This window comes from Pseudomonas sp. 18.1.10, from assembly GCF_024655625.1.
Taxonomy (GTDB): domain Bacteria; phylum Pseudomonadota; class Gammaproteobacteria; order Pseudomonadales; family Pseudomonadaceae; genus Aquipseudomonas.
The window spans coordinates 1-7,680 of sequence record NZ_JANLGL010000239.1 but is presented as its reverse complement, the minus strand read 5'-3'; the positions used below and the strand labels follow the sequence as shown (position 1 = coordinate 7,680).

Here is a 7,680-nt window from a genome sequence, read left to right as displayed (position 1 = left end):
GAATTCACTACAGCCATCGCAGGCAAGCCAGCTCCCACATTTGACCGAGTTACACACCCTGGCTGCGCAGCCAGGCCATCAGCTGTGGCAGCGGAAAGGCCCCGCTCTGGCGCGCCACTTCGCGGCCGTTCTTGAACAGGATCAAGCTGGGAATCGAACGAATCCCCAACTGCGCCGACAGCTGCTGATTGGCCTCACTGTCCAGCTTGGCCAGCCGGCACTTGCCCTCCAGCTGCCCGGCCGCCTGTTCAAACACCGGCGCAAACGATTTGCACGGCCCACACCAGTCGGCCCATACGTCCACCAGCAGCGGCAGATCGCCTTTGATCTGGTTGGCGTAGTCACCTTGCTTCAGTTCGAAAGGCTTGTTCAACAACACCGATTGCTTGCAGCGCCCGCACTTGGGCGCGTCGCCCAGGCGTTCGCCGGGGATGCGGTTGAGGCCGTTGCAGTGAGGGCAGGGGATGACAAGAGATTCAGACATGGGGGGCTCCTGGAGTATGGCTTATGGATTCAATCTGTAGCCGGCAACCCGGTTTATCAAGATCAATCAAAGAGGGCTAGGTATGAACGACAATCTGAAACTGGCTATTGAACATTGGCCCTTTGTAGCGCCCTTGCTACGCAAACCTCAAAACGAGGACGACTATGACTTTCTAGTCGAAATAATTGATCAGTTACTTCATATAACGGGGGAAGACGAAGATCATCCGCTGAATGGGTTACTGGAGATTATTTCTGACTGGGTTGAAACCTATGATCTGGAGTGTCGGCGCATGCCTGAGCACAACGACTGATCGTATGCCAGCCAATGTAGGAGCAAGCTCGCTCCTACATTGGTTGAGGGGTTACGACGAACAACTAATCTCCAAATGCTTGCCCCAATCCGGCGGCCGCTGCGCGTACTGCTCCATCCCGGACTGTTCCTCAAAAGGTGTGCTCAGCACTTCATGCAGCCGTCGCACCTCGCTGTAATCCCCGGATTCGGCAGCAGTGATGGCGTTCTGCGCCAGGTAGTTGCGCAGGATGTACAGCGGGTTCACCGCGTGCATCCGCTCGCGGCGCTGTTCCTGGCTGTAATCCCCGTCCCGCTCTACGCGAGCCTTGTACAGGTCGGCCCAGGCATCAAATCCGGCCATGTCGACAAAATCATCGCGCAACTTCGCCACGGCCAGTGCTGCTGATTCATCCCCAAGGCGGCGGAAGAACAGGGTGTAATCCACGCCGCTGTTCTGCATCAGCTTCAGCAGGCGCTCCACCAACGCTTGGTCATCGTCTTCGGCGGTGGTCAGCCCCAACCGGCGGCGCATCAAGTCCAGGTAATTCGCCTGATACAACGGCAGATACAGGCCAAGCGCTTCCTTCAACGCATCCACACTGATGAACGGCGTCAACGCCTGCGCCAATGCGCTGAGGTTCCACTGCCCGATTGGTACCTGATTGCTGAAGGAGTAGCGCCCTTCATGATCGGAATGGTTGCAGATGAAGTGCGCGTCAAAGTCATCGAGGAATGCAAACGGCCCGAAGTCGAAGGTGATGCCCAGGATCGACATGTTGTCGGTGTTCATCACCCCATGGCAAAAGCCGTACGCCTGCCACTTGGCAATCAACTCGGCGTTGCGCTCGACGATCTCGCGGAACATCGCCAGGTACGGCTCAGGCTGCTCACGGCATTCTGGGTAGTGCAGGTTCAGCACGTGCTCAGCCAACAGCGCCTGTTGCTCGGGCTTTTTGGTGTAGTAGAAATATTCGAAATGCCCGAAGCGGATGTGGCTCGGCGCCATGCGCAAGACCATCGCGCCACGTTCCTGCTTCTCACGCCACACCGGGGTGTCGGAGCCGATCACGCAAAGGGCACGGCTGCTCGGGATGCCCAGCGCATGCAGGGCTTCGGACGCGAGGAACTCGCGGATCGAAGAGCGCAGCACCGCGCGCCCGTCGCCCATGCGCGAGTAGGGCGTCTGCCCGGCGCCCTTGAGGTGCAGGTCCCAATGCTCGCCAGCGGCGTTGTACACCTCGCCCAGCAACAACCCGCGACCATCACCGAGTTGCGGCGTGTAGCCGCCGAACTGATGCCCGGAGTAGACCATCGCCCGTGGCTCCGCCTCCGCCCACAGCTTGTGCCCGCCGAACAGCTCGGCAAATACCGGCGTCTCGGCCACGGCCGGGTCGAGGTCGAGCAGGGCCATGGCGGCCTTGCTCGCCACGACCAGGCGCGGGGCGTCGAGGGGTTCGGGCAGTACGTGGGTTGAGAACGCGTCGCCCAAGCGTGCGAAACGGTTGTCGAAGGTCAGTTCGTCGAGGGCTTTCACCGGCCATCTCCAGCAGAATGTCCGAGCATTCTGCTGGGGATAGCGCGGTTAGTCGAGTTTGCTCGGCGGTGGTTCGGTGACGCCGCCGTCGTTGGCGGGCTTGGCCGGGCTATCGACTTCCACCAGTTTGTATTCCTGGCCGTGGAGGTTCTTGAGGTAGACCTCCATCTGGCGGAACGAGATGTTGATGTGGTGGTTCTTGAACTCGCGGTTGATAAAGCGGTTCACCTCGTCGATCACCGGGTTACGGTCACCGAGGTCGCGCACGTGCATGCGCAGTTCGTGGTCGAGGGTGCTTTCGCCGAAGTTGAGGAAGTACACATGGGGTTCGGGTTCTTTGAGGACGCGCGGGTTTTCCCGGGCGGCCTTGAGTAACAGTTCCTTCACCAGATCCAGGTCGGAGCCGTAGTCCACGCCCAGTTTCAGGGTGACGCGGGTGATGGTGTCGGTCAGCGACCAGTTGATAAGTTGCCCGGTGATGAACGTCTTGTTCGGGACGATGATGTCCTTGCGGTCGAAGTCGGTGATCGTGGTGGCGCGGATGCGGATCTTGCTCACCGTGCCCGACAGGTTGCCGATGGTGATGGTGTCGCCGATCCGCACGGGGCGTTCGAACAGGATCATGATGCCGGAGATAAAGTTGGCGAAGATCTCCTGCATGCCGAACCCCAACCCCACCGACAGCGCCGCCACCAGCCATTGCAACTTGTCCCAGCTCACGCCGAGGGTGGACAGCGTCGACACAAAGCCGACGCCGGCAATCACGTAGGACAGCAGCGTGGTGGTCGCGTACGCGCTGCCCTGGGCCAGGTCCAGCTTGGACAGCACCAACACTTCCAGCAAACCGGGCAGGTTGCGCGCCAGCGCGAAGGTGATGCCGACGATGATCGACGCCCCGAGCAAGTCGCCGATGCTGATGGGCACCATGCTGATATTGGCGCCGGTGCCGCTGGTGTATTCGTAGAGGGTCACGTTGTCTAGGTAGGAGAACACGGTGATGAGGTCTTTCCACACCCAGTACAGCGCCGCGATAAAGCCGCCGAGCAAGGCCAGGCGGATCAGGCGCATGGACTGTTCGTTGACCTGCTCGATGTCCAGGGTCGGCTCTTCGATCACGGCTTCGCCGTCGCCGGCTTCCTTGGCCGCCTGGCGTTTGGCCAGCGCACGCGCATAGGCCAGGCGTCGTGCGGCAACGCCCAGGCCGCGCACGAAGGTGGCTTCGATCACCAGCCAGAACATCAGCAGGTACAGGGTGTTAATCAGGCGGTCGCTGAGCTTGAGCGCGGTGTAGTAGTAGCCAAAACACACGGCGATAAACAGCGCGATGGGCAGGGCGGTGAACAGCACACCGACGGCTTTGCGGAACAGCGAGGCCTTTTCGTGGGCCGGGCTGTGCAGCAGCAGGCGGCCCAGCAGCCAGGCCATCAGCGCGTAGCACAGCAGCACCACGCCGATGCCCAGCACGTCGTCGGCCAGCGCCGCTGGTTGATGCTCGGCGATGGCCACTACGGCCACCAGCGCCAGCACCACCAGGCCGAGCTTGCGCACCCAGCCCTGGAGGAATTCGACCTGGGGTTTTTCCCAGCGGAAATGCAGTTCGGCCACGCCGCCGGGCGCGAGGATGCGGTAGGCGGTGTAGAACACCATCCATGCCTGGGCGATCTGCAACAGCGCCGCGCCGAGGTTGGCGTTCTGTCCACGGGCGTCGATCTGCAACGCATAGCCGCACAGCGCCAGGCCCAGGGACACCGGCATCGCCAGCAGGATATTGATGAGGATGGCCTGGGGCGTGTGCCACTGGCTGTCGCGCTTGAAGTGGCCGATGTCCTGGTGGACTTTGTTCAGGCGCTGATAGAGGTTCTTGCGCCGCCACAGCAGCGCGCCAATCAACAACAGCAGCGGCAGGAACAGCAGCGGGCGCTGGGTCAGGCCGTCGTACAACTCGCTGACGCTGGACGCCCAGGGCAGGGTGGTGACCTGCTTGCTCAGGTGCGCCGGCACGGTTTCCAGCCACTCGGTGTCCAGCGGCTTGTTGCTGGGGATCCAGAACATCTGCTCGTCAAGCGTCGCGCGCAGCGTGGTGGCGGTGCTCAGCAGCTGTTTCTGGTTGAGTTGCAGGGTGATGGATTCATTCAGCAGCGCGCTCAGCTCACGGCTCAGGCGCTCCAGCAGGTCGCTGCGGGTGATCGCCAGTTCCAGCAGGGTGCGGCGCAGTTGCGGGGTGACGTCTTCCGGCGCCTGGTTGGCCAGCAGGTTATCCACATAGGCGCTCGGCGAGTTAATCAGCTCCCTTTGCTGGTTGACCTCGAACTGGTACAGGCGAATGTTGGCGATGTCGTCCGCGAGGTCGCGGTCTACGGTGAGGCGCGGCAGGGCCTGCTTCTGTTTATAGAGGATCTTCGACAGCAGCAGGCTGCCCTTGAGCACGTTGATCTGCTCGTCCAGGGCGGCGTCGCTCTGGGTCACGGTGTCCAGTTGCTGCTTGGTTTGCAGGTTCTTCTGGGTCAAGTCGTTGAGGCGGTCGGTGCTTTTGAGCAGGTAGTCGGAGAGTTTCAGGTTGGCCGCGCTTTCGGTGGCGAGCAGGCTGCTGCCGCCGGCCTTTTGCGCTTCGATGGACTGTTGCGTCACCGTTTGTTGCGATTGCGCCAGGCGTTTCTGGTTGATAAGGGTTTGCAGGTCCTGGATCTCTTGTTCCAGGCGCGCGGTTTTTTCCACCACCAGGTCGTGCTGGCTGTTGCCCAGGTCTTGCAGTTGGCTGTTGCCGGCCAGTTCCTGGCGGCGCAACGGGATCAGGGCGTTGAGGGCGGCGAGTTCGGCGTTCAGTTGGTTGCGCTGGTCGCTGCTGAGGGTTTTACCGTTGTCTTTGCCGGCCTTGAGGATCGAATTGATCTGCAGGATGCGTGTCTGGCTGCTGCTGATTTCGGTCTGGGCGCGTTCGGGGCGGGTCTGGGCGGCGATGGTCAGGCTGTTGGCGTCGGCCAGGTCTTTTTGCAGGTCGCCTTGCTGGGTGGTGCGCTGCACCAGCAATTGCTCCAGCTGCGGCACCGGCAGGCTCGCATAGCGTTGGGCCACCGGGACGATTTTGGTGGCCTTGAGCCGGGTCAGCTCGCGCTGGTTTTCGACGGTCTGGCGCGGCGCGTCTTCGAGCTGGCGCTTGAGGTCCACCAGGCGCTGCTCGTAATCCTGCTTGTTGCCCAGGTAGGTCAGGGTCTGTTGCAGGACGTTCTGCAGCGCCTTCATATCGGCGTCAGGCAGCTTGCGGTCGGGCAGCTTGTCCAGGGATTGCTGGATAGCGTCGGCGCTGGGCGGGTCGGCCGCGTGGACGGTGCCGACACAAAGGGTCAGGCCCAGCAGGGCAGTGGCGAGGAACGTGCGCAGGATTGGCATTAGAGACCGGTCGTGCAAGGTGAAGAATCGGGGCGTTGTCGCCCCGCAGTTTAGAGGAAGAGTCCGGGGCCCGGGCGACTTCCTTCGGGGAATCTGACGCCCACCTTGCCGATCTTGTTCCCGTCCATGACCGCGACGGTCCAGATGGTGTTGTTCCACTCCACCTGGTCGCCGACGATGGGCGCGCCGCCGACTTTCTGGGTGATGAAGCTGCTCAGTGGCATATCCGGGTCGATGCCTTCCAGCTTCAGGCCGTACAGGGCGGAGACCGCGCCCAGCTGGGCGTCGCCTTCGAGAACGAAGTCACCGAAGAAGCGCAGGTCGAGGCCGCGTTGCGGTGCCTGGCTGAACAGTTTGCCCAGGGCTGGCAGGTTGTGTTCGTGGCCGATCACACAGAGCAGGTCGCCGACTTCCAGCACCGTACTACCCGACGGATGGAGCAGTTGCTGGCCACGGAACAGCGCGGCGATCCGCGTGCCTTCGGGCATTTTCAGTTCGCGCAGGGCGGCGCCGATGCACCATTTTTCGGCGCCGAGGCGGTAGACGAACAGCTCCCACTCGCTGGTGACGTGCACTTCCAGGGCCGCACGGGAGATGGGCGCCGGGTCCGGCGGCACGGTTACCTTGAGCAGCTTGGCCACCCACGGCAGGCTGGTGCCCTGCACCAGCAGCGAGACCAGCACGATAAAGAACGCCAGGTTGAAGTACAGCTGCGCATGGGGCAGGCCGGCCATCAGCGGGAACACCGCGAGAATGATCGGCACCGCGCCGCGCAAGCCTACCCAGGCGATAAAGCCTTTTTCGCGGCCATGGAACGCCTTGAACGGCAGCAAGCCGACGATCACCGACAGCGGCCGCGCAAACAGGATCATCCACAACGCCAGGCCCAGGGCCGGCAGGGCAATCGGCAGCAAGTCATGGGGCGTGACCAGCAGGCCCAGCACGAGGAACATGCCGATCTGTGCCAGCCAGGCCATGCCGTCGAGCATATGCAAAATGCCATGACGGCTGCGCACCGGGCGGTTGCCGATCACCAGGCCGCACAGGTATACGGCGAGGAAGCCGCTACCGTGCAGGGCGTTGGTCACGGCGAAGACGAACAGGCCGCCGGCGATCACCAGGATCGGGTACAGGCCGGTGGCCAGGTTGATGCGGTTGACCATTTGCAGCATCAGCCAGCCGCCGCCCAGGCCGACGACGCCGCCGATGCCGAACTCGCGCACCAGGTGCGTCAGCAGGCTCCAGTGCAGGCCGGTCTGGCCGCTGGCGAGCATGTCGATCAGGGTGACGGTGAGGAACACCGCCATCGGGTCGTTGCTGCCGGATTCGATTTCCAGGGTGGCGGTCACCCGTTCGTTGAGGCCCTTGCCGCCGAGCAGCGAGAATACGGCTGCGGCGTCGGTTGAGCCGACAATCGCGCCGATCAGCAAACCCTGGATGATATTCAGGTCGAACAGCCAGGCCGCGGCCATGCCGGTGAGGCCGGTGGTAATCAACACCCCCACCGTGGCCAGCGACAACGCCGGCCAGAGTGCCACGCGAAAACTCGCTACCCGGGTGCGCAGGCCGCCGTCGAGCAGGATCACCGCCAGTGCGAGGTTGCCCACCAGGTAGGCGGTCGGGTAGTTGTCAAAGATGATGCCGCCGCCATCGACGCCGGCGACCATGCCCACGGCCAGGATAATCACCAGGATCGGGATACCCAGGCGGGACGAAAGAGAACTCACCAGAATGCTCGCACTCACCAGCAACGCGCCGATCAAGAACAGGCTGTTGATGGTCGTCGCATTCAAAGGCAGTACTCCATGGGCAAACAAGACGGGGCGCAAACTGACCATGCAGTCTGCGTGCCAGCGATTCTAACCTGTTGAATTGCTGCGCTGTCAAAAAGCTTTTGCAGGTTGGCGAAGATCCAATGTGGGAGCGGGCTTGCTCGCGAAAGCGGTGTGCCAGTCAATGCATCTGGCGACTGATACACCGC

5 protein-coding genes are annotated in these 7,680 nt (G+C 62.3%); 1 reads left to right on the top strand and 4 read right to left on the bottom strand.

Annotated features, from left to right (window positions below; all coding sequences use genetic code 11):
* Positions 1–49: 49 nt before the first annotated feature.
* Entirely contained in the window at positions 50–484 is a 435-nt protein-coding gene (gene trxC, locus NUV89_RS25645; RefSeq protein ID WP_257783515.1) for a thioredoxin TrxC, read from the bottom strand.
* A gap of 82 nt (positions 485–566) precedes the next feature.
* Here trxC and NUV89_RS25640 point away from each other — a divergent pair, with 82 nt between their 5' ends.
* Positions 567–797: a hypothetical protein gene (locus NUV89_RS25640; RefSeq protein WP_257783514.1), complete on the top strand. Its 231-nt coding sequence runs from the start codon at positions 567–569 to the stop codon at positions 795–797.
* Between the two features lie 51 nt (positions 798–848).
* Here the strand turns inward: NUV89_RS25640 and selO are convergent, their stop codons facing one another.
* The 3 genes from selO to NUV89_RS25625 are packed head-to-tail and all read right to left on the bottom strand — an operon-like array spanning position 849 to position 7,492.
* Positions 849–2,312 carry a protein adenylyltransferase SelO gene (selO, locus tag NUV89_RS25635; protein WP_257783513.1) on the bottom strand — a complete coding sequence of 488 codons (1,464 nt, stop codon included), beginning with the start codon at positions 2,310–2,312 and terminating at the stop codon, positions 849–851.
* A gap of 48 nt (positions 2,313–2,360) precedes the next feature.
* A complete protein-coding gene (gene mscK, locus NUV89_RS25630) occupies positions 2,361–5,699 on the bottom strand; it encodes a mechanosensitive channel MscK (RefSeq protein WP_257783512.1) in 3,339 nt (1,112 codons plus the stop codon).
* A 50-nt stretch (positions 5,700–5,749) separates the two neighbouring features.
* A complete protein-coding gene (locus tag NUV89_RS25625; protein WP_017734886.1) occupies positions 5,750–7,492 on the bottom strand; it encodes a potassium/proton antiporter in 1,743 nt (580 codons plus the stop codon).
* Positions 7,493–7,680 lie beyond the last annotated feature (188 nt).